The 22,324-nt window shown below is 45.0% G+C and carries 18 protein-coding genes; 9 read left to right on the plus strand and 9 right to left on the minus strand.

All coding sequences use genetic code 11. The features are described from left to right. The first annotated feature begins 197 nt into the window (after nt 1-197). Nucleotides 198-1,625: a dihydrolipoyl dehydrogenase gene (gene lpdA / locus R7E38_RS04615; RefSeq protein ID WP_005379993.1), complete on the plus strand. Its 1,428-nt coding sequence runs from the start codon at nt 198-200 to the stop codon at nt 1,623-1,625. Nucleotides 1,626-1,762: 137 nt separating this feature from the next. Here the strand turns inward: lpdA and opaR are convergent, their stop codons facing one another. Beyond that, a complete protein-coding gene (gene opaR / locus R7E38_RS04620) occupies nt 1,763-2,377 on the minus strand; it encodes a transcriptional regulator OpaR (RefSeq protein ID WP_005379994.1) in 615 nt (204 codons plus the stop codon). A 319-nt stretch (nt 2,378-2,696) separates the two neighbouring features. Between opaR and hpt the strand changes: the two genes are divergently transcribed. Further along, nucleotides 2,697-3,227 carry a hypoxanthine phosphoribosyltransferase gene (gene hpt, locus R7E38_RS04625; protein ID WP_005379995.1) on the plus strand — a complete coding sequence of 177 codons (531 nt, stop codon included), beginning with the start codon at nt 2,697-2,699 and terminating at the stop codon, nt 3,225-3,227. A gap of 75 nt (nt 3,228-3,302) precedes the next feature. Here the strand turns inward: hpt and can are convergent, their stop codons facing one another. Then, nucleotides 3,303-3,971 (minus strand): carbonate dehydratase, encoded by a 669-nt coding sequence (gene can / locus R7E38_RS04630; RefSeq protein ID WP_005379996.1) that lies wholly within the window; start codon nt 3,969-3,971, stop codon nt 3,303-3,305. A 281-nt stretch (nt 3,972-4,252) separates the two neighbouring features. Here can and R7E38_RS04635 point away from each other — a divergent pair, with 281 nt between their 5' ends. The 4 genes from R7E38_RS04635 to R7E38_RS04650 all read left to right on the plus strand — a co-directional run bounded on the left by R7E38_RS04635 (nt 4,253) and on the right by R7E38_RS04650 (nt 8,919). Further along, a complete protein-coding gene (locus R7E38_RS04635) occupies nt 4,253-5,923 on the plus strand; it encodes a SulP family inorganic anion transporter (protein WP_005379997.1) in 1,671 nt (556 codons plus the stop codon). A 250-nt stretch (nt 5,924-6,173) separates the two neighbouring features. Next, nucleotides 6,174-7,091 carry an ABC transporter ATP-binding protein gene (locus R7E38_RS04640; protein ID WP_005380000.1) on the plus strand — a complete coding sequence of 306 codons (918 nt, stop codon included), beginning with the start codon at nt 6,174-6,176 and terminating at the stop codon, nt 7,089-7,091. Continuing rightward, complete coding sequence (locus tag R7E38_RS04645) at nt 7,092-7,862, plus strand: ABC transporter permease (RefSeq protein WP_005380002.1); 771 nt, start codon at nt 7,092-7,094, stop codon at nt 7,860-7,862. A gap of 127 nt (nt 7,863-7,989) precedes the next feature. Beyond that, on the plus strand, nt 7,990-8,919 hold the full coding sequence (locus R7E38_RS04650) for a Kdo(2)-lipid IV(A) acyltransferase (RefSeq protein ID WP_053304122.1): 930 nt from the start codon (nt 7,990-7,992) through the stop codon (nt 8,917-8,919). 53 nt (nt 8,920-8,972) lie between these two features. On the opposite strand, the gene panC is transcribed toward R7E38_RS04650, so the two are convergent. From panC to sfsA, 7 genes are all read right to left on the minus strand, one after another. Then, on the minus strand, nt 8,973-9,878 hold the full coding sequence (gene panC, locus R7E38_RS04655; RefSeq protein ID WP_161440654.1) for a pantoate--beta-alanine ligase: 906 nt from the start codon (nt 9,876-9,878) through the stop codon (nt 8,973-8,975). Between the two features lie 11 nt (nt 9,879-9,889). Beyond that, nucleotides 9,890-10,684, minus strand: a complete 795-nt coding sequence (gene panB / locus R7E38_RS04660) for a 3-methyl-2-oxobutanoate hydroxymethyltransferase (protein WP_005386592.1) — start codon at nt 10,682-10,684, stop codon at nt 9,890-9,892. Between the two features lie 24 nt (nt 10,685-10,708). Continuing rightward, nucleotides 10,709-11,194 carry a 2-amino-4-hydroxy-6-hydroxymethyldihydropteridine diphosphokinase gene (gene folK, locus R7E38_RS04665; protein ID WP_017635910.1) on the minus strand — a complete coding sequence of 162 codons (486 nt, stop codon included), beginning with the start codon at nt 11,192-11,194 and terminating at the stop codon, nt 10,709-10,711. Beyond that, a complete protein-coding gene (gene pcnB, locus R7E38_RS04670; RefSeq protein WP_005386589.1) occupies nt 11,191-12,558 on the minus strand; it encodes a polynucleotide adenylyltransferase PcnB in 1,368 nt (455 codons plus the stop codon). The genes folK and pcnB overlap by 4 nt, the downstream gene beginning before the upstream one ends. A gap of 102 nt (nt 12,559-12,660) precedes the next feature. After that, nucleotides 12,661-13,524, minus strand: a complete 864-nt coding sequence (gluQRS, locus tag R7E38_RS04675) for a tRNA glutamyl-Q(34) synthetase GluQRS (RefSeq protein WP_005386586.1) — start codon at nt 13,522-13,524, stop codon at nt 12,661-12,663. Between the two features lie 95 nt (nt 13,525-13,619). Next, nucleotides 13,620-14,066, minus strand: a complete 447-nt coding sequence (gene dksA / locus R7E38_RS04680; protein WP_005386584.1) for an RNA polymerase-binding protein DksA — start codon at nt 14,064-14,066, stop codon at nt 13,620-13,622. Nucleotides 14,067-14,202: 136 nt separating this feature from the next. Beyond that, entirely contained in the window at nt 14,203-14,919 is a 717-nt protein-coding gene (sfsA, locus tag R7E38_RS04685; protein ID WP_158174151.1) for a DNA/RNA nuclease SfsA, read from the minus strand. A 66-nt stretch (nt 14,920-14,985) separates the two neighbouring features. Between sfsA and hrpB the strand changes: the two genes are divergently transcribed. From hrpB to R7E38_RS04700, 3 genes are all read left to right on the plus strand, one after another. Further along, nucleotides 14,986-17,454: an ATP-dependent helicase HrpB gene (gene hrpB, locus R7E38_RS04690; protein WP_226083663.1), complete on the plus strand. Its 2,469-nt coding sequence runs from the start codon at nt 14,986-14,988 to the stop codon at nt 17,452-17,454. After that, nucleotides 17,447-19,819: a penicillin-binding protein 1B gene (gene mrcB / locus R7E38_RS04695; RefSeq protein ID WP_005380020.1), complete on the plus strand. Its 2,373-nt coding sequence runs from the start codon at nt 17,447-17,449 to the stop codon at nt 19,817-19,819. The genes hrpB and mrcB overlap by 8 nt, the downstream gene beginning before the upstream one ends. 122 nt (nt 19,820-19,941) lie before the next feature. Beyond that, a complete protein-coding gene (locus tag R7E38_RS04700) occupies nt 19,942-22,272 on the plus strand; it encodes a patatin-like phospholipase family protein (RefSeq protein WP_047102650.1) in 2,331 nt (776 codons plus the stop codon). Nucleotides 22,273-22,324 lie beyond the last annotated feature (52 nt).

Here is a 22,324-nt window from a genome sequence, read left to right on the forward strand (position 1 = left end):
TCAGCCTTGCTTCGTTCAGGGTTTTCACAATCGAATTGTTGTCTAGCTCACAGGCTAAATTGATTTACTTTTCACACCATTAACATCTCTGTAAACTGTTAGCGGTCTGAAAATAACTGTTTAAAACAAATCTCTCTTAAACATAAAAAATCGATACCCACTCAGCCTGTTAGGGATAATGACTACAAGAGGTCAAAATGAGCAAAGAAATTAAAGCCCAAGTTGTTGTACTTGGTTCTGGTCCTGCTGGTTACTCCGCTGCATTCCGTTGTGCGGACTTAGGTCTTGAAACTGTACTAGTTGAACGTTACAGCACGCTTGGCGGTGTATGTCTGAACGTGGGTTGTATCCCATCTAAAGCACTGCTTCACGTTTCTAAAGTAATTGAAGAAGCGAAAGCGATGGCTGACCACGGCGTTGTGTTCGGTGAGCCTCAAACAGACATCAGCAAAATCCGCATCTGGAAAGAAAAAGTTGTTAACCAACTAACTGGCGGCCTAAGCGGTATGGCTAAGATGCGTAACGTAACAGTAGTTAACGGTTACGGTAAGTTCACTGGCCCTAACTCTATCCTTGTAGAAGGCGAAGGTGAGCCAACAGTTGTTAACTTTGACAACGCAATCGTTGCGGCTGGTTCTCGTCCAATCAAACTGCCATTTATCCCGCATGAAGACCCACGTATTTGGGACTCTACTGACGCTCTTGAACTAAAAGAAGTGCCAGAAAAACTGCTTATCATGGGCGGTGGTATCATCGGTCTAGAAATGGGTACGGTTTACCACTCTCTAGGTTCTAAAGTTGAAGTTGTTGAAATGTTTGACCAGGTAATTCCTGCAGCAGACAAAGATATCGTGAAAGTATTTACTAAGCGTATCAAAGACAAGTTCAAGCTAATGCTAGAAACGAAAGTAACAGCAGTTGAAGCAAAAGAAGACGGTATCTACGTTTCAATGGAAGGCAAGAAAGCGCCAGCTGAAGCTGAGCGTTACGATGCGGTTCTAGTTGCTATCGGTCGTGTACCAAATGGTAAGCTAATCGACGGTGAAAAAGCGGGTCTAGAAATTGACGAGCGCGGCTTCATCAACGTTGATAAGCAAATGCGTACTAACGTTCCTCACATCTTCGCGATCGGTGATATCGTTGGTCAACCAATGCTTGCTCACAAAGGTGTGCATGAAGGTCACGTAGCTGCTGAAGTTATCTCTGGTAAGAAGCACTACTTCGACCCTAAAGTTATCCCTTCAATTGCGTACACTGAGCCAGAAGTGGCTTGGGTTGGTAAGACTGAAAAAGAAGCGAAAGAAGAAGGCATCAAGTACGAAGTAGCAACATTCCCATGGGCAGCATCAGGTCGTGCAATCGCATCTGACTGTGCAGACGGTATGACTAAGCTAATCTTCGACAAAGAAACTCACCGCGTAATCGGTGGTGCTATCGTTGGTACTAACGGTGGTGAACTACTTGGTGAAATCGGCCTTGCAATTGAGATGGGCTGTGATGCAGAAGATATCGCTCTGACTATCCACGCTCACCCAACTCTACACGAGTCTGTAGGTCTAGCTGCTGAAGTATTTGAAGGTTCAATCACTGACCTGCCAAACAAAAAAGCAGTTAAGAAGAAGTAAGCTTTTTCTGACTGAATGATAGAAGCCGCTGCATTGCAGCGGTTTTTTATGCTTGTTATATAGGAATATAAATGTGTGCTTAGCAGACAATAAAAAGCCCACCAAACGGTGGGCTGACATATATTACGAGCTAAGCTTTAGTGTTCACGGTTGTAAATGCAAAGCATATCTAAGTATGAATTCACTAGATGTTTCAGCTCCGCTTCACCTTTAGCGCGGTTCGCTTGGACAAACAGTGAGTAACAAATACCGTGGAACAGGTTTGCCAAGTGTTCTGAATCGTGCTGGTCACACACCTCACCGCGTTCAATTGCTTTAATGAACATGTTTTGTACCAGCAACTGGTTAGTACGGTTAGTTGAAACAAACAATGGCCATACTTCATCACGTGTTGAAGCACTCCACTCGAACCATACTTTTAGCCAGTGACAGTCTTGGCTGACAAGCTCGATCATCGCATTAGTAATATTGGCGATGTTTTCACGTGCATGTAAGTCTAGGTCTATGTTATCCGATAGGAAGTTTGAGAACTGACGTACGACGTGATTGAGAACTTCATCCACCAAGTCTTCGCGTGTAGGGAAGTAGTTAAAAACAGTCGCCACAGAAACTTGAGCAATTTCTGCGATATCTGCGTGACCACCACGACCGATGCCGCGGCGCGCAAATACCTCCAATGCGATTTCCATTAGCTGTTGCTTACGCTTAATTGGAGAAAGCCTAGTTCTAGGTCTCTTTGCTATTGAGTCCATATCCATTTTCCTTGCCATTTGAGTTGATATTGGGGGTAACCCCCTAATTGATTATTTTAATAGTTGCTTAAAGCAGTGATGAGTGTAATGGTGCATATGCACAAGGTCAACATCTGTAGAACAATTTATATACAGTAATGTCATTATTATTGATAAATTTAGCTATGAACTTTATAAAACTAAGACCTTCTTCCAAGATTTTTTGGCAACAGGATGTGACTTTCAACCCAATGAACGTGGTGATACACTACACGCCGTAAGATTAGGTGATCGTTTGCGTGCGACTTACCTCAACCCACAAATTTAGATTGAGCACAGTATGAAACATACAATAGAAGTCATGATTTCTGAGCAAGAAGTTCAGGAGCGAGTTCGTGAATTAGGCAAACAAATTACAGAGCGTTATCAAGGTAGTGAAGATCTTGTGTTGGTAGGCTTATTGCGTGGCTCATTTGTATTTATGGCAGACTTGGCACGTGCTATCGAACTGACTCACCAAGTTGATTTTATGACTGCGTCAAGCTACGGCAATACGATGGAAAGCTCACGTGACGTTCGTATCTTGAAAGATTTGGATGATGACATCAAAGGTAAAGACATTCTGCTTGTTGAAGACATCATTGACACTGGTAACACACTAAATAAAATCCGTGAGATTCTTTCGCTACGTGAGCCGAAGTCTATCGCTATTTGTACGCTCCTAGATAAGCCATCTCGTCGTGAAGTGAATGTTCCTGTGGATTGGATTGGTTTCGAAATTCCAGATGAATTTGTCGTTGGGGTGGGTATTGATTACGCGCAGAAATACCGCCACTTACCATACATCGGTAAAGTTGTACCTCAAGAATAATCATTGAGTTCAGCATTAAAAATAAAAAAACGCCCAATCAAGATGGGCGTTTTTTGTTCAACTTTTAGATATGACTTAGCGACAAAGCAGCTTGTTGTCTGTATTTAGAATCGTCGAAAGAGCTTTCTGGTAAGACGCTTCTACGGTTTCCTTAGAGTTAGAACGAATGCCTAAGTACTCTAAGCGACCATCTTCAATTCCGTATACCACACCATGAATTTCAACATCTTGTCCACGCTCCCAAGCGTTTTGCAGGATGGTTGAGTTACCCAAGTTGTACACTTGCTCTGCAACATTAAGCTCGCCTAGTTTATCCGCTCGATCTTGTTGCGGCATTTGATCTAGGTAAGTGCGGTGTTTGAAATAGATATCTCTGATATGTAACAGCCAATTATTAATAAGACCTAGCTTAGGGTTATCAATGGCTGCATTTACGCCACCACATCCATAGTGTCCACAGACAATGATGTGTTTAACCTTAAGAACGTCTACGGCGTACTGGACGACGGATAGACAGTTGAGATCAGTATGGATAACTTGGTTTGCAACATTCCGATGAACAAAGAGTTCACCTGAGTATAGTCCGGTTAGTCGCTCGGCAGGGACGCGGCTATCAGAGCAGCCAATCCAAAGAAAATCAGGCTTTTGCCCCTCAGCGAGTTTTGCGAAGTATTCAGGTCGATCAGATTTGATCTCTTGAGACCATTTCGAATTGTTTTCAAATAACTGTTTTATTTCCGGCATTTTGCAAACTACTTCCCTTAAAAGACAAAATCGCTGCCGCTGTTTGTGTGCACATGCAAGCGATCAGTGTTGTAACTATACACAATGTTACAATTTCGATCTCGTTAAATATTCGTCAGATAGGACTCATCTGACTAGTTTTCATTAAGAAAAAAGTAAAATCTGGTGAAACTATTTGTGGTGTGAATTTAGCCTTAATCTATTTATGGTTTAAATTTTCGCCTAGCTCGTTAAAGTAGTGATATTTTACTTTTTAAAATTGAATGCAGGGAAAATCAGCAGTGTTCGGTAGTCGTTTTGAAGATATCAATTTCAAAGGGGATGTATTTGGCGGGGTAACCACGGCGATTATCTCTCTCCCTCTGGCGTTAGCGTTTGGTGTTGCATCCGGAGCCGGTGCTGAGGCCGGCCTTTGGGGAGCAATAATGGTCGGTTTGTTTGCCTCGTTATTTGGTGGTTCTAATACGTTAATATCAGAACCGACAGGGCCAATGACGGTAATCATGACCGCAGTATTAACCAGTATGATGGCGAAATACCCAGAAACGGGCATGGCTATGACTTTCACGGTTGTCATGATGGCTGGCGCGTTCCAAATCCTATTGGGGACGTTAAAACTGGGTAAATACGTTACCTTAATGCCTTATAGCGTTATTTCCGGGTTTATGTCTGGCATTGGTGTGATTCTTATCATTCTGCAGTTATCGCCTTTGATGGGGCATGCTGCGCCTTCAGGGGGAGTACTCGGAACGTTATCTGCTTTGCCGGAGACCATTTCTAACCTTAAGTTCAGTGAGTTGTTTTTGGGACTACTGACTTTGGGGATTCTTTTTTTCTTCCCTAAGCAATATCGTAAATACGTTCCTGCACAGCTCGTGGCATTGGTCGCGGTGACTTTATTGTCTGTGATTCTCTTTGATACAGAAGATATTCGTCGTATCGGTGAAATTCCTGCTGGGTTACCTTCTCTCGTCGCCCCTTATATTGACACAGATATGTTTGTCGAGATGGTCATTGATGCATTAGTGCTCGGCACATTAGGTTGTATTGATACTTTGTTAACGGCGGTTATCGGTGACTCATTAACTCGTAAAGAACACGACTCAGATAAAGAGCTGCGAGGTCAAGGGTTAGCTAACATGATCTCAGGCTTGTTTGGTGCGCTGCCGGGGGCGGGGGCTACCATGGGGACGGTAACGAATATCCAAGTTGGGGCTCGTTCGCCATTATCTGGTGTGATTCGTGCACTAATGTTGGCGTTGGTTGTACTGGTTGCTGGCGGGTTAACAGAGCCAATCCCGATGGCTGTGTTAGCAGGCATTGCGGTGTATGTTGGCTTTAACATCCTAGACTGGAGCTTTATTCAGAGGGCACATAAGGTAAGCTTTTCCGGAATGGCGGTGATGTATGGCGTTATGTTGCTTACAGTATTCGTTGATCTTATCGTTGCGGTGGGTTTAGGCGTCTTTATCTCGAACATTATCATCATCGAGCGTTTGAGCCGAGAGCAGGCGCGACAAGTAAAAGCGATCAGCGACGCGGATGAAGATGATGTGCCGCTGACTGACAGCGAGCGTGGCTTGTTGGATCGTGCGAATGGTAAAGTGCTGTTCTTTTATCTTTCCGGTCCGATGATCTTTAGTGTTTCTAAAGCCATTTCACGTCAGCACTCTAGTATTTCGGACTATGACGTGATGATTCTCGATCTTACGGATGTACCAATGATTGATGTGACCGTCGGTTTGGCGTTAGAGAATGCGATTAAGGATGCTCTCGATGCCAATTGTGCCGTGTATTTATTATGCCCGAATGAGCGAACACGAGAACAGCTAGAGAAATTCCATGTGATTGACCTTGTGCCTGATGAAAATATGTACCAATTCCGTTACGAAGCATTGAATGCGGCGGTGGCACATGTTGAGGCAGACCAGTATCAGCGCATAACGGCGTAATCATTCTGACAGTTAAAAACGCAACAGTGTCCTGTTGCGTTTTTTTATGCTCTATTTTGTCTTACTCAGAGATAACCTTTACGAGGTAAGGGTTATATTTCCAATATTATCGAAAGGTTTATTTGTAATCATCGTTATTCAACGATAAACTGATGGACCTCCAATACGATACCCAAGGCGATTTTGTAGTAAACCGCTGCTAAATATGAGTCGGTATTAGTAATCACAAACAAACGGCAATCAAGACCTTATGTACGCATTAGAAATTGAACAACTGCGCAAGACGTATGCAGGTGGCTTTGAGGCGTTAAAAGGTATAAGTCTCCAAGTGAAAAAGGGTGACTTCTACGCGCTTCTGGGTCCCAATGGTGCAGGAAAATCGACCACGATTGGCATCATTTCCTCCTTAGTGAATAAAACCTCCGGAACGACGAAAGTTTTCGGTTATGACATTGATACCGACCTCGAATTGGCCAAGCAGAATTTAGGCTTGGTGCCACAAGAGTTCAACTTCAACCAGTTTGAAACCGTTGAGCAAATTGTGATGCAGCAAGCTGGCTATTACGGTGTGTCTAAAGTGTTAGCCAAAGAAAGAGCAGAAAAATACCTGAAAAAATTGGATTTATGGGAAAAACGCCAAGAGCGTGCTCGTAACCTATCCGGTGGGATGAAGCGTCGTTTAATGATCGCAAGAGCTTTGATGCACGAGCCGCAATTACTCATTTTAGATGAACCAACGGCTGGAGTGGATATTGAACTACGCCGCTCAATGTGGGGGTTTCTGAAAGAGATCAACCAAGAGCAAGGAATTACGATTATTTTAACGACACACTACCTAGAAGAAGCGGAGATGCTGTGTCGAAATATCGGCATTATTAATCGTGGTGAGCTGATTGAAAATACCACCATGAAGGCGTTACTAGGTAAGCTAAGCGTCGAGACATTTATCTTGGATATTGAGTCAGAAGTCGAGGTGCCTGAGCTTGAAGGTGTTAATCGACAAAGTATTGTTGATGGCTCTTTAGAGATAGAACTAGATAAGAGCCAAGGATTGAATTCGGTATTCAGTCAGTTAACAGAGCATGGCATTAAAGTTCTCTCAATGCGTAACAAAGCCAACCGACTTGAAGAGTTGTTTGTCAGCATTGTAAGAGAGGGGAGTAATTAAATGTACGGTTTATATTGGACGGCATTTCGCAGCTTGCTGAGCAAAGAAGTCACTCGTTTTACACGTATTTGGGTGCAAACCTTAGTGCCGCCAGCCATTACGATGACGTTGTACTTCATCATTTTCGGTAATCTTATTGGCTCTCGAATTGGTGAGATGAGCGGCTTTAGTTACATGGAGTACATTGTTCCAGGTTTGATCATGATGTCGGTGATCACCAACTCATACTCGAATGTTGCGTCTTCATTCTTTAGTGCAAAGCTACAGAAGAATATTGAAGAACTGCTGGTGGCACCGGTACCAAACTATGTGATTATTGCTGGCTATGTGATGGGCGGCGTGACTCGAGGTTTGTTGGTCGGTGCAATTGTTACTTGTGTGTCACTTTTGTTCGTTGATTTGCAAGTGGAGCACTGGGGCATTATTGTCGCGACTGTCTTCATGACGTCGGTGGTATTTGCTCTCGGTGGCTTGATCAATGCGGTTTACGCAAAAACATTTGATGATATTTCGATCATCCCTACGTTTGTATTGACTCCTCTAACTTACTTGGGAGGTGTCTTTTATTCGATTAGTCTTCTGCCTGAATTTTGGCAAGGCGTTTCTAAGATCAACCCAATCGTCTACATGGTGAATGCGTTCCGTTACGGCTTTTTAGGTGTCTCGGATGTAGGCATTATCACTTCATTTAGTGTACTTGCAGTGTTTGTTGTTGCACTGTATGCCATTGCGCATTATCTAGTAACCAAAGGGATTGGTCTAAGAAGCTAAGCCATTCTCATAAAGCAAAGAGCGGCGATTCACGCTGCTCTTTCGCATGCATAACAATACATACCCATACAATTTTTCGGTTTTTATCATGGTAGGTTTCAATCATTTGTAATAAATGAGTGATCCTATGAATATTGTCCCGCCGCCGCCTTTCTCCTATCAGTTACTTAAGCCCAAATATTGGTCTGTATGGCTGGCATTTGGATCTTTAGCGATTCTTGTTAATGTACTGCCATACGTAGTATTGCGAATCTTAGGTAGAAGCATCGGCTGTATTGCGATGCATGTAATGAAGCGCCGACACAAGATCGCTCTGCGTAATCTCCAGCTGTGTTTCCCTGATTTTACGGATTGGCAATGTAAGGACGTAGTACGAAAAAACTTTCAATATACTGGAATGGCGATCATCGAAACCGGTATCGCTTGGTTTTGGCCAGATTGGCGGATACGTCGGATAACCTCTATTGTTGGAAAAGATCGTTTACTCGCTGAGGAAAAGAATGGACGTGGTGTGTTGGTGGTGTGCAGTCACCATTTAAACTTGGAGATAACCGCTCGTATTTTTAGCCAGTTTGCCCAAGGTTATGGCGTTTATCGCCCAAATTCGAATCCTGCTTATGAGTTTATTCAACATCGAGGTCGAACTCGTTTTGGACATCAAATGATTGATCGAAAAGACGTGAAATCAATGCTCAAAGTTCTGAAAAATGGTCATCGACTTTGGTATTTGCCCGACCATGATTATGGCGTTAGCCATTCTGTTTTTGCGCCGTTTTTTGCTGTTGAACAAGCGGCGAGTACCGTCGGGTCTAGTGTTCTCATTGATGCAACAAAGTGCGCGGTTATATCTGGCGTTACAGTGAGTAAAAATCACCATTACACGCTGTACATTGGAAAAGACATTAGCGAGCGTTTCGAGAGACGTAATGCGGTTAAAGCGGCAAGCATCTTGAATCAAGAGCTTGAGAAAATGATAAAACGTGATATTCCAGCGTGGATGTGGCTGCACAAGCGGTTTAAAACTCGCCCTGAAGGGTTAGATTGCGTCTATACGTAGAGTATAAAAAAGGTCGACTAAGAGTCGACCTTTTTACTTTTATGACTCAGAGCTTACTCTGCGTTCTCTGAGTTTGTATTGTTAGATTCAGCTTCTTCCTTCGCTTCGACAACCATATCTACCGTTTGGTTATCGATAAGACGAGCTTTGCCTAGGAACGCAGACATCAGAATGACAGCTTGTGTCGTTTCTGGTGTGATCACTTGTAATGTACGAGCATCACGAATGAAGATCTCATCAGGGTGCAGACCTGCAGCTCGAAGTTGGTCGCTTGCATCTTCGATGATCGATGCGTAGTCATCGCGGCCACCGCGAATGGCACTGCTGATCCAACGCATTGTACGAGCAAGTACAGGCGCACGTTGACGCTCGTCCAGCGTAAGCAAGCCATTGCGTGAACTCATTGCTAAACCGTCCATTTCACGTACGGTTGGTACACCGATGATTTCAATGTCCATTGCTAGGTCATCAACCATCTTGCGGATAACAGCAAGTTGTTGGAAGTCTTTCTCGCCGAAGCACGCGACATCCGGTTGTACGATGTTAAACAGCTTATTCACAATCGTCGTCACGCCACGGAAATGACCTGGTCGAGACGCGCCTTCGAGAATTGTTGATAGGCCAGGGACATCGACGAAGGTTTGCTTATCCAGACCTTCTGGGTAGATAACTTCTGGTGTTGGCGTAAATACCACATCGACCCCTTCAGAGGTTAACTTGCTTAAGTCTTCCTCTAGCGTGCGTGGGTAATTATTTAAATCGTCTGCACGATCAAACTGCATCGGATTAACAAAGATGCTTACGACAACGATATCAGCGTATTCGCGTGCTTTACGCACTAAAGTTAAGTGGCCTTCGTGAAGGTTGCCCATGGTAGGGACAAACGCCACTTTACGACCTTCACGTTTAAAGGTTTTAAGGTGTTCACGAACTGCTGAGATTTCCGCAAAAGTTTGCATGCATTTATCCTCTAGGCAATGGTATGAGCGTCGTCTGGGAATACACCGTTGGCTACATCTTCAATGTATTTAGTAACGGCTTTGCGCATATCACCTGTTTCAGCAAGAAAGTTTTTGGAGAATTTCGGCATGTAGTTGGCAGAAATACCAAACATATCATGCATTACGAGAATTTGACCATCTGTTACGTTACCTGCACCAATACCGATAACAGGAACGTCAAGCACTTGCGTAATACGTTCAGCAAGCTCAGCTGGTACGCATTCTAGTAAGACGATTTGAGCGCCTGCTTCTTGCAGCGCTAATGCGTCTTTTACCATGCGATCTGCTTTTTCTTGATCGCGACCTTGGATTTTGTAACCACCAAAAATATTAACAGCTTGAGGAGTTAAACCAAGATGAGCACAAACTGGAACTGATCGTTCAGTGAGCATTTTCACCGTGTCGACAAGCCAGTCACCACCTTCAATTTTTACCATATTGGCACCAGCACGCATCAGTTTAGCCGCATTTTCGCAAGCTTGCTCTGGCGTGGTGTAGCTCATGAATGGCATGTCTGCCATCAACAAACAATTTGGGCTACCAGCGCGTACGCAACGAGTATGGTAAGCGATATCATCGACCGTTACTGGCAGAGTATCGTTGTGACCTTGCAAAACCATACCTAGAGAATCACCAACAAGAAGTACTGGCATTTCTTGGCTTTCAAACAGTTGGGCAAAGCTCGCATCATAAGCGGTTGAAGTAGCAAATTTACGACCTTCTTGCTTCCACTTGATTAGGTCGTTGATGGTCATTTTTTTCATGGTTTTATCCTTACTAGGAGTTGGCTATGACTGCCAGATACTGAGGCCGTTTCTATCTACTTGTTCCAGTAGTTCAGAGACCTCGGTCCCATCAGGGAGTTGTAAACTTGGTGCAATTTCCGCAAGAGGGTAGAGTACGAATTCACGCTCTTTCATTCCATAATGAGGAACGATCAGCCTCTCGGAATTAATCACCTCATTGCCATAAAGCACAATGTCGAGGTCCAAGGTTCTTGGTCCCCAGCGTTCGTCTTTACGGACACGCCCTTGTTCTTGCTCTATAGCTTGTGTGCAATTGAGCAATTCAATAGGCGTCAAACTGGTGTTAATAGACACAACCGCATTGATGTAATCCGGTTGGTTTTGTGGCCCCATTGGCGTGCTGCTGTATAGCGAAGAAGCTTGAACAAACTCTGATTTAGGCAGCGTTTTTAATGCTTCAATCGCTTGCTTCGCTTGGCTGACAGGATCAGCCAAGTTACTGCCTACCGCAATGTACGCTGTAATCATGATTTGGGCTTACTCTTTTTCTTGCGATAAGTTTTACGGCGGCGCTGGCCTGTTTTCGGTGATTGACCGTCTAAGTCGGCAGCCATTGCTTGACGCATTTCTCGGCCTGCATTTTGAAAAGTTTCCCACCACTTGGCAAGCTTCTGAGTGTCACCACCTTCAATTTCACCGCGCATTTCAAGAAAATCAAAGCCAGCTCTAAATTTATTGAGCTCCATAAGACGGAATGCACGTTTACCGTTACGTCGTGGAAGACGAAGCTGTAACTGCCAAATCTCGCGAATGGTTGCAGTGTGGCGTCTTGGAATGGCAATTGTGCGAACTTGCTCGTCAAGAATGATGTTGCTCGCTTCCATAATGGCGTCGTAATGGCCTAAGTTGCGCTCTTCCATCAGTTCATCGGCTTTCGCACACAGTGGGTACCACAGCATTGCAGCAAACATAAATGCTGGATTGATGCGTTTCCCATCTTCGATGCGCATGTCGGTAGAATCTAGGACAAGATCCAACATCTGCTCAGTGTGAGAGGAGTAATCTTCTGTAAAGTGCGCTGCAATCGTCGGGAACAGTTGCTGGAATAGGTTGTACTCACGCAGTAGGTGGTAGGTTTCTAAGCCATGACCGGATTGCAATAATTTGAGTGACTCTTCAAAAAGACGCGCTGACGGAATGTCACCGAGCAACGGTGCCATGTGTTCGATTGGCGCTGCGGTGTCTTCTTCAATATCAAAGTCTAGTTTTACCGCAAAACGAACCGCACGCAGCATGCGCACAGGGTCTTCACGGTAGCGTGTTTCTGGATCACCAATCAGTCGAATTAGGCGATCTTCTAAATCTTCAATACCACGTGCGTAGTCGTGAATCGAGTAATCTGCGATGTTGTAGTACATCGAGTTAATCGTAAAATCACGGCGCTCAGCATCTTCATCGATGGTGCCGTAGACGTTGTCACGCAGCAGCATACCCTCTTTTGATTGCTGAGAAATGCTCTTATTCTTTTGCTCTTGGTGGTGACCACGGAATGTCGCAACCTCAATGATGTCTCGGCCAAACATAATATGAGCCAAGCGGAAGCGGCGACCAATCAAACGGCAGTTACGAAATAGCTGTTTGATCTGTTCCGGCGTTGCGTTGGTCGCAATGTCAAAATCTTTTGGTTTTTGTCCAAGCAGTAAGTCTCGAACCCCGCCACCCACAAGAAAAGCATCGAAACCAGCACCATTTAGGCGGTACAGTACCTTCAGCGCATTATCACTGATCTGCTTACGCGAAATGTTGTGCTCTTCACGAGTTATTACATTGAGAGCGAGCTCTGGAATTGTGGCAGGTTCGCTTGGTGTATAGTCGTTTGTATTCATGTGCATCTGGCAATAACTGGGTTTAATCCAATCTTGCTTTGGTTAGTTTTATACGCCTCTAGGGCCTAATTTGCGGCTAATGATAGCCTACACAATGCCATTTGAGAATCACGGTGTGATCTCGATCTCTGCTGGAAGCTGTTCCAACCGCCAGTTTTCGCAGCCCCAACGAAGAATATCTTCTATGTTGGCCGCCCTTACGGTTTCAGGTATCTCGAAACCTAAAAATGTCATGGCGCGCAATAGAGTAGGTTTTGGTGTATCTATATCAATAGCCGTCGCGTGATTTTGTTTCGACAATTTATTGCCGTTGTTGTCCATCGCCAATGGTAAATGCAAGTAGCTAACTTCAGGCTGACCAAGTATTTGGTACAGGCTAATTTGACGCCCTGTCGGCTCGATTAAGTCTGCACCTCGCACGACTTCTGTGACGCCTTGGTCGATGTCGTCCAATACTACCGCAAGATTATAAGCAAATAATCCATCTCGACGTTTAATAATGAAATCTTCATTAACGAGTTGCTCTGGAATAGTAATGGTTCCCCGCTTTTGGTCGAGGAAATGAGCGACAGGCTTGGTCATTTTTAGGCGAATCGCGCCGTCTTTCAAGTTTTTATCGCGGCAAGTGCCAGGATAAAAACCGCCATGCTCTTTAATTTGCTTACGAGTACATTGGCAATAATAGGCTTCTCCATTTTCGAGCCATTTGTTTATTTGAGCTTGGTAAAGGTCGTGACGTTCGCTCTGGTATACCACTTCTCCATCCCAATGCAGCTGATAGGCCTTGAGTGCCTCTAGGATAAGTTGCGCTGCACCTGGCATTTCTCTTGGTGGGTCTAAGTCCTCAATACGTACTAACCAAGCTCCGTTTTGTGCTTTCGCTTGAAAATAACTGCCAAGAGCGGCAATCAGTGAACCAAAATGCAGTGGACCAGAAGGAGATGGGGCGAATCGACCTACATAGCGTGTCATGCGTGTATCTCGAATTTAGTAAACAAATAGGGTGCGAAGATAGCCAAAACAAAAAGGGAGCCTGAGCTCCCTTCAACAATCATAATGCTGGGTGATTAACCTTGCATTTGCTTCTCTTTGATTTCTGCAAGTGTTTTACAGTCAATACAAAGGTCAGCGGTTGGACGTGCTTCAAGACGGCGAACGCCAATCTCTACGCCACAAGACTCACAGAAGCCAAAATCGTCTTCTTTGATTTTATCCAAAGTCTTTTCAATCTTCTTGATCAAACGGCGTTCGCGGTCACGGTTACGCAGTTCTAGGCTGAACTCTTCCTCTTGAGAGGCGCGGTCAACTGGATCTGGGAAGTTTGCTGCTTCGTCCTGCATGTGGTGAACAGTACGATCCACTTCAGCTCTTAGCTGGTCGCGCCAAGCTGTTAAGATTTTCGTAAAGTGTTCAACCTGCTCTGGTGACATGTACTCTTCACCAGGTTTTTCCTGATATGGCTCCACGCCGGCAATGGCTAGGATGCCTATCGTTTTCTTCTTTGATTCTGGCATACAGCATCTCCTACTTACACCTAGTCAACTGCTACGCAGTCAATTTAAGGCGGGTATCTATAGCAAAAAGAGGCGGTGCAAGCAAATACTGAATCGCAAAGTTATCGTCAATGTGAAGACGACATCATTTTTTCTCTTAATTGATAAAATCAATAGCGGAAATCAGCTTCATTCCAGTATCGCTCAGTTCAGCTTTGTAGCAGAGAACTTCCACTCCAGCGTCTTGTGCTTGTTTGAGTAATAGTGAATATTTCGCGTCTATATGGTGCGCCGCGGATACTTTTTCAATACCTGAATGTAAAACAGTGAATAAAAGTATGGCTCTACTTCCATTTTGTGCCATTTCTGTGAGCTCTCTCAGGTGTTTTTGTCCCCGAGTCGTGACCGCATCTGGGAAGTATCCTTGTCCAGTAGAGTCGGTCTCATCAAGAAGAGTGACGCTTTTCACTTCTATATAGCACTTTGGCTTGTCGTCTGCGCTGAGCAAGATATCAATTCGGCTATTTTCATTGCCGTATTTCACCTCAGTTTGAAGTGTGTCATAACCACAAAGCTCTGAAATGACATTATTTTCAATAGCCTCTACGGCTAATTGATTGGCACGCGCGGTGTTGATACAAATACGGTGGCCTTGTTCGGTCTCACTCAACTCCCAACTATTGGGGTATTTTCGTTTCGGGTTGTCGGAAGTAGAAAACCAAACCTTGTTTCCGGGCGTTGCACAACCCGTCATTGCACCTGTATTTGCGCAGTGGATTGTACGGATTTCACCAGTATCGAGCTCGATATCGGCAAGAAAGCGTTTATAACGTTTGAGTAGAGTGGCGGACTCTAAAGTGGGTGTGAAATGCATTTGCTTATTTAGACAAAAAATTTTTTATGTACAATGTTGCCACCATTACACCATAAGGTATTTCCTTTGTCACAATTGCCGATTGAAGCCGTGATGCCTGAGTTGCTGACGGCGGTCAAAAATCAACATCAAGTGATCTTAAAAGCGGCGCCTGGTGCCGGTAAGTCGACTTACTTCCCTTTGCAGTTACTCTTAAATCATTCGGTTGATGGAAAAATCATCATGCTTGAGCCAAGACGACTCGCGGCGCGTAACATTGCCCGTTATCTTGCTGAGCAATTGGGAGAGCAAGTAGGTCAACGCGTGGGTTATCGAGTCCGTGGTGAGGCAAAGGTAAGCTCAGCAACGCAGCTGGAGATCGTAACCGAAGGGATTATGACTCGGATGCTCCAAACAGACCCGGAGTTGGATGGGGTTGATCTACTGATCTTTGATGAGTTTCATGAACGCAGCATTCATGCCGATACCGCTTTGGCATTCAGTTTAGAAGTTCAAGAGGCATTGCGAGACGATCTCAAGCTGGTGGTAATGTCAGCAACGCTTGATCAACAAGCATTACAATCGCTGTTGCCAGAAGCCAGTTACATTGAATCTGAAGGGCGGATCTTTGATGTGGCAATGAGTTACCAGCCGTTAGGTGTGAACGAGCATTTACCTACGAGTATGGCAAAAACAATAGAAAGTCTTATGAACAAAGAGTCCGGATCTTTGTTGGCTTTCCTACCGGGTGTTGGTGCCATAAAACAAGTTGAAGAGCGGTTGTCTCATTTAGCGGATGATATCGACGTATGCCCACTTTATGGTCAACTGAGCTTTGCAGATCAACAAAAAGCGATTACGCCAGCAGAACAAGGTAAGCGTAAAGTCGTTCTAGCGACCAACATTGCAGAAACTTCACTAACGATTGAAGGCATTCGCCTCGTCGTTGATTCTGGGTTAGAGCGTATTGCCCGCTTTGATTTGAAAAACGGTTTAACACGCTTAGAGCAAACACGCATTGCACAGTCTTCAGCGATTCAGCGTGCAGGACGAGCGGGACGAATAGAAGAGGGCATTTGTGTTCGTCTTTATTCTGAAAGCCAGTTCAAGCAGCAACCGCTGGTTCCCCAACCCGAAATTTTGCATTCCGATTTAGCTAGTTTAGTTATGGAGCTTGCCTTTTGGGGAACGGGTGACATCCACGATCTAAAGTGGCTTGATGTTCCCGCTAATGCGTCATTGGAACAAGCGAAGCAGCTATTGGTGTCATTGGGACTACTGACGGAAAAAGGGCAATTAACGTCCGAAGGAAAACAGGCGCATGAACTAGGCGTTGAGCCTCGTGCGGCTGCGATGCTAATTAAAGCGCAATCTTACAGTGATAAGATGTTAAATGCTGCTTTGGCGGCGGTCGCACTGATTGAAGAGCCAGAGAGAAATGTTACCAATATCGCTTATAGCTTGCATCGTTGGCTTGTTGGTACTCATCCAAAAAAGTCGATGTTGTTCAAGCGTGCTCAATCTCTGGCGTACAAATTGGATACGGTATTTGACCTGAAAGGCGTGGATGAAGATGCATTACCGCTGGTGTTAAGTTTGGCATTTCCAGATCGCATTGCGCAGCAGCGCACAAATCAATTTGGGCGATTTACTTTGGCTAATGGTCATGGTGCAGAATGTCATCAGGAAGACATGCTAGGTGGCTGTGAGTATTTGGTTGCCGTTGACTTAATGCGTTCTCATTCTAATTCAAGTCAAATTCATTCGGCATGTGAATTGGATGTCAATATATTGCGAACGACCTTTGATACGCTATTTTCGTCTGAAGAAGTAGTGGACTGGGATGAAAAAAGAGGCCGTCTAATAGCTGAGCGACAAACAAAACTCGGTCTGCTGGTCGTTGAACGCGAGCCGTTGCCAAGCCCGGGCAAAGAAAAAATGACACAAGCTTTACTCACGTATGTCCGCCGCCAGGGCTTACAGAGTCTAAACTGGACACCGGCAGCGGAGAGCTTGTTGGCTCGGATTCGTTGTGCGGTGGAATGGTTACCTGAGCAGTCATGGCCAGTGTTTGATGAAGCCAGTTTGCTGGATTCATTAGAGGAGTGGTTAGAACCATACATGACGTCTGTCAGCTCGGTTAAAGACCTGAGCAAGATAAACTTGGTCGAAGCGCTTAATGCTCTATTAGGTTGGCCACTCAATCAACAACTGGATGAATGGTTACCTGAGCATTACCAACTACCCACAGGTTCAAAGAAGCGTATCCGTTACCAATATGGCCACGAGCCGATATTATCGGTGCGTATGCAAGAAGTATTTGGGGAGAGTGGTTCCCCAACGGTAGCTCTTGGCCGCAAGCGTTTGGTGCTTGAACTGCTTTCACCGGCACAACGTCCATTGCAAGTAACGTCGGACTTGGCGGCTTTCTGGAACGGAAGCTACAAAGACGTTCAAAAAGAGATGAAAGGGCGCTACCCAAAACACGTTTGGCCAGATGATCCTGCCAATCATGTAGCAACAACGAAAACAAAAAGACAATTGAATAATGACTGACAGCAAGAAGCCTAGCGCGAAAAAAGCGCCAGCGAAGAAAAGTACAACCAATAAAGGAACCGCAAAACAGACTCGACGTACGCCGAGTAAAAAGCCGACTAACGAGAAACGTTCGTGGTTGAAAGTTCTGTGGTCGTTTAGCTGGAAAGCTGGCGTTGCACTTGCCGCTGTTTTGCTGTTTGTTGGGATTTACTTAGATAGTGTGGTGAAAGAACGCTTTGAAGGTCAGCTGTTTGAGCTGCCAACGGTGGTTTATGCCCGTATCTTGAATCTAAGCCCTGGTGAGAATATCACCATCCAAGAACTGCGCAACGAGCTAGATGTGTTGAATTACCGTAAAGTGAGTCAACCTCGTTACCCAGGCGAATATTCCTCTTCTTCCACTCGGATTGAATTGATTCGTCGTCCATTCGAGTTTGCCGATGGTCCCGAGCCGGATCGTCACATTATGCTGCATTTCTCTGATTCCGGCTTGCAACGTATTCAGTCTTTAGAATCTCGAGGAGACCTTGGTTACTTGCGCCTAGAACCGAAGATGTTGGGCATGCTGGAGAAAGACCGTGATGAACAGCGCCTTTTCTTACGTCGTGATCAGTTCCCTGAAATTTTGGTGGATGCACTGCTTGCGACCGAAGACCGGGATTTTTATCAACATGACGGGGTGTCACCGCTCGCGATTGCACGTGCATTGGTTGCGAACATTAAGGCGGGTCGTACTGTTCAAGGTGGTAGTACGCTGACTCAGCAATTGGCAAAAAACCTGTTTTTGACTCGTGATAAAACACTGTGGCGTAAAGTTCGAGAAGCGTATATCGCGCTAATTTTGGATTACCGTTACAGCAAAGATCGTATCTTAGAAGCCTACCTAAACGAAGTGTACCTAGGTCAAAGTGGAGGTGAAGCGATCCACGGGTTTGGCTTGGCGTCGCGTTATTATTTTGGGCAGCCAATTCAGGAGTTGCGAATCGATCAATTGGCGATGTTAGTTGGGATGGTAAAAGGACCGTCTTACTACAACCCAATTCGTTACCCTGAGAGAACGAAAGAGCGTCGTGATCTCGTTCTGCGCCTGTTAATGCAGCAAAACATGTTGACTTCAGAGCAGTATGAACAAGCTGTAAGTCGTCCACTCGATACGCAAAGCAAGCCACGTATTGCGAGCCGTCAGCCAGCTTATTTCCAACAATTGAGTATTGAATTAAAAGAAAAAGTTGGGGAGCGATTTAAGGCAGAGACCGGACTGCGCGTATTTACGTCTCTGGACCCAGTATCGCAAAGCAAAATGGAACAAGCTATCGCGAAAAAGATCCCAGAACTAGCTAAACGGGGTGGTAAAGAGTTAGAAGCCGCAGCTGTGGCCGTTGATCGCCATAGTGGTGAAATCCGTGCGATGGTAGGTGGTAAACGTGTCGGTTATGAAGGCTTTAACCGCGCGCTCAATGCCAGTCGTCCAATTGGTTCTTTAGTGAAACCAGCGATTTACTTAACGGCTCTAGAACAACCGGATAAATACAACCTAGGCACGACGCTACACGACACGCCGTTAAGTCTGAAGAGCAGTAAAGGTAACGTGTGGACGCCGCGCAACTACGATAGAAAATATCGTGGTGATGTGCCACTTTACATTGCTTTAGCGAAATCACTTAACGTACCAACCGTGCGCTTAGGTATGGCACTTGGCATTCCTGAAGTCTCCAATACTTTAGAGCGTTTGGGCGTGAACAAAGACGAAATTCGCCCAGTGCCTTCGATGTTTTTGGGTTCGTTTTCTTTGACGCCATTCGAAGTCGCACAGATGTATCAGACTCTGACGAATTCAGGTAAGCGTGCAAAACTGACCGCTCTGCGCTCAGTCATGGATATGGAAGGTAATGTGCTGTATCAATCCTTGCCTCGTTCATCAAGAGCCGTGGATGAACAAGCTGCATGGCTAACGACCTACGCGATGAAACAAGGGGTTGCTCAAGGCACTGGCCGCTTCTTACAAAGCCAGTTTGGTTGGGCTGCATTGGCAGGAAAAACGGGTACCAGTAATGACAACCGCGATAGTTGGTTTGTCGGTGTTGATGGTCGTGAGGTGACGACAATTTGGCTAGGCCGCGACGATAATAAACCCGTGAATCTAACGGGGTCGAGTGGTGCATTACGAGTGTACGCAGAGTACTTGAAGCAGCGTATTCCTGAGCGCTTAGAGCTCCCATGGCCAAGAGAAATCACCACATTAGGGTTCAAGCCTACATCTGATGGAGGTTTAGAAATGAACTGCCGTAGTGATTACAAACTGCCGGTTTGGGATAAAACCGGTCAGATAAAGCAACAGTGTGAGAAGAAATCAAACTGGTTAAATAGCATATTTGATTGGTAGCATCGCCAAATCAACAACATTAGCTTGTTTATCTGATTAATTCTTAGTACATATTAGGGCGTGTTAGTACAGTACTGCTAGCACGCCCTACTTGATCAGATATTCAATAAAGGAAGAAGTGAATGTTCAAAAAGCTGTTATCAAGCCCATCGGTTCGCAACTTTGCGCTTTGGGTTAGTACCTTTTTGATGATCACTCCTTCTGTTTCCCTCGCAAACTCTCTAACAAAAACGGATGACTTGGAACCTCGACCAAAGGTGGCGGTTGTGCTCGCTGGTGGCGGAGCGAAAGGGGCGGCACACATTGGGGTTTTAAAAGCATTGGAAGAAATGCAGATCCCTGTCGATATTGTGACCGGTACCAGTATGGGCGCCTATGTGGGTGGGCTCTATGCCACGGGGATGAGTGCTGATGAAATTGAGAGTTTTATCTACACCGTCGATTGGGGCAGCGGTTATCGAGATCGTGTTGACCGTAGCCAACGTCGAGTTCGTGACAAAGAGTATGAAGACCGCTATCAAATTAATACCGATCTCGGCTTAAGGTTCGGTGAGGTACGAGCACCAACGGGTGTGGTGCAAGGCCAGAACATGTTGCGAGTATTGCGTGAGACTACAGGGAACTTAGGGCGATTCGATTCTTTTGATGATCTTGCCATTCCCTATCGTTCTGTTGCGACAGATATTCTTGCCCTAGAAGAAGTCGTACTGGGCAATGGTTACCTTGTGGACGCCATGATGGCTAGCATGTCTGTACCAGGAGCGCTTCCTCCCTATAAGCTCAATGGCCATATGCTTGTCGATGGCGGTGTCGTCAATAACATGCCTGTCGATGTGGCTCGCGCCATGGGGGCTGATGTCGTTATTGCCGTCGATATTAGCACCGACTACAAAACCGAAGATGAATTTACGGGGCTGTTTACTGTCGCGGATCAACTCTCTAACTATCTCGTTCGTCGTAGTACACAACAGCAAGTGGACGAGCTTGAACCTCAAGATATCTATATTCGTCCCAATGTGGGCACCATGGAAACCGTCGAGTTCGACAAAATGCCTTGGGCTTTTCAAGCTGGGTACGATATTACCAAGCAGTTAAAAGACAAGCTGAAAGAGTTACGCTTGTCCAACGCGGACTATCAAAAATACATCGATCGCAAACAAGAAGTTCGTAAAACTTTGATTTATGGCGATCAGCGTGTGGTTGATGACATTGTGATTGTAAATAACACGCACTACAGCGATGTGCTATTGACGAATCGTATTGAACTAGAAACCGGACGTCGTATTTCAACGGCCGAAATTGAGAAAGCCGTTGAAAACCTCTACGCGTTAGATAGGTTCGAGCTCATCACTTATCACTTTGAAGAGGTGGATGGTGAGACATTGTTGGTTTTTGATGTTAACGAGAAGTCGTGGGGGCCTAATTATCTCAACTTCCGATTTTTTCTTGAAGATGACTTCGATACAGATAGCCAGTACGGCATAGGGATATCAACCAACTTTACCAACTTGAACTCTCATGGCGCGGAGTTGGCGTTCAACGTAGAAATGGGCACGGATAAGCTGATTGAAGCTGAGTTGTATTCTCCTGTTTTATCTAGCCAAGAACTTTTTGTATCGGGGCGAATTTCCTATGGCAGTGAGAGCCGAAACTTACCTTTAACAGAGCCTCAAGCACCAGATTTAGAGTCAGTAAATGACTTTTTTCCGGTCACTTACGATGATTTTACAACAGAGTTAGCGATAGGTATCCAACCCACATTGTGGCAAGAACTTCGATTTGGCGCTCGCTACTCAACCGGAGATATTGAGCTTTCTACTTTGGCTTCTGCTGGTAAATTGGATTTTGAACGTCGTGGCCTGTTTGCCAATTATCGCCTAGATACACTTGATGATTTCGCATTTCCGACTCGTGGGCTTTTAGTCGATCTCGAATATTTAGTGTCTCATGATCAAAGTCCTCAAGGCGTTAGCCTTTTAGAAACTGACAAAATTATTGAAGATACCGTTTATGAAATCTCTGCACGATTTAAAGGTGCAGTGAGTCATCAGCGTCATACTTTAGTCGGACATGCTGAATATAGTTTTGTAGAGAGTAAAAACTCATCTTTACCGCTTGATCCCAGAGAGTTGGGCGGCTTTTTAAGCCTATCTGGAATCCCAAGAAATAGCCTGATCGGACAGAACTTATTTTTCAGCAGTTTGGTGTACCGATATAAGTGGTTTGATAATGATTTCGGATTGTTTGAAGCTCCAGTCTACCTGGGCGCATCGGTCGAATATGGCGGTGTTTGGTCTGATAATGATCTGAAACTAAACGAAGCGCCGCTTTACAATGCTGGCTCCATCTTCTTTGGTGTTGACTCACCAATAGGACCAATAATGTTGGCATACGGTCGTACCGAGCAAGATTTGGATGCTGTGTATTTGATCGTAGGAACATCGTTTAATTAATCGGGTATGAGAAAGCAAAAACTTGGCATATTTGGTCAAAATTAGCAGAACT

Origin of the sequence: Vibrio sp. Vb2131, assembly GCF_033338535.1 — a bacterium.
Lineage (GTDB): Bacteria > Pseudomonadota > Gammaproteobacteria > Enterobacterales > Vibrionaceae > Vibrio > Vibrio alginolyticus.